General features: G+C 42.3%; 1 protein-coding gene. It reads right to left on the reverse strand.

The window, feature by feature from the left end; all coding sequences use genetic code 11:
* On the reverse strand, positions 1-553 hold a 553-nt coding region (locus EST42_RS04465; RefSeq protein ID WP_134644397.1), incomplete at both ends, for a transposase family protein.

Below are 553 nucleotides of genomic sequence, written 5' to 3' on the forward strand. Positions count from 1 at the left end.
GTTGCTTCAAAGAGAAGCCATAGAAATAACTTCGGATTGTGTTTAAATCACGACTTGGCAATATCTCCATAAAGTTGTCAGGTGATGCATACACGAAAGCGTATGATCTGCTAATTCGAATTTCATCGAAGCTTAGAACTGCTGGTAAATGACTGTAGTCATAACGATAATCCTGGAGTTCGTCGTTGATAACACGGTGAACTGTTGAGTGTGAAAGACGCAAAATAAAACCGATAACTTTCTCTGAAATATCCTCCATAGCCAGTCGAATAACTTGAAGGCGTAGGGGTTTAGAGATGTTTCGGGCTTCTTCTAAATCGGGTGATGACACAACTACGGAAGCGTTGCACTCATGGCAGTAATAGCGCTGCTTACGCAGGCGTAGGCGGTTGTCGAAACCGTTAGTTGCGGGTAGCTTTACTTCGGTGGGTTTGCTGAAACCATTTTTGGTTAATATACTCTCTTGGCCACACAACGTGCATCGATCCATATCACCGTGTAGTGCAGCTTCATAAACGATAGTTTTATGATTATCTTTTCCACGATATGAGAT

This window comes from Weissella cibaria (assembly GCF_004521965.1).
Classification (GTDB): domain Bacteria; phylum Bacillota; class Bacilli; order Lactobacillales; family Lactobacillaceae; genus Weissella; species Weissella cibaria_A.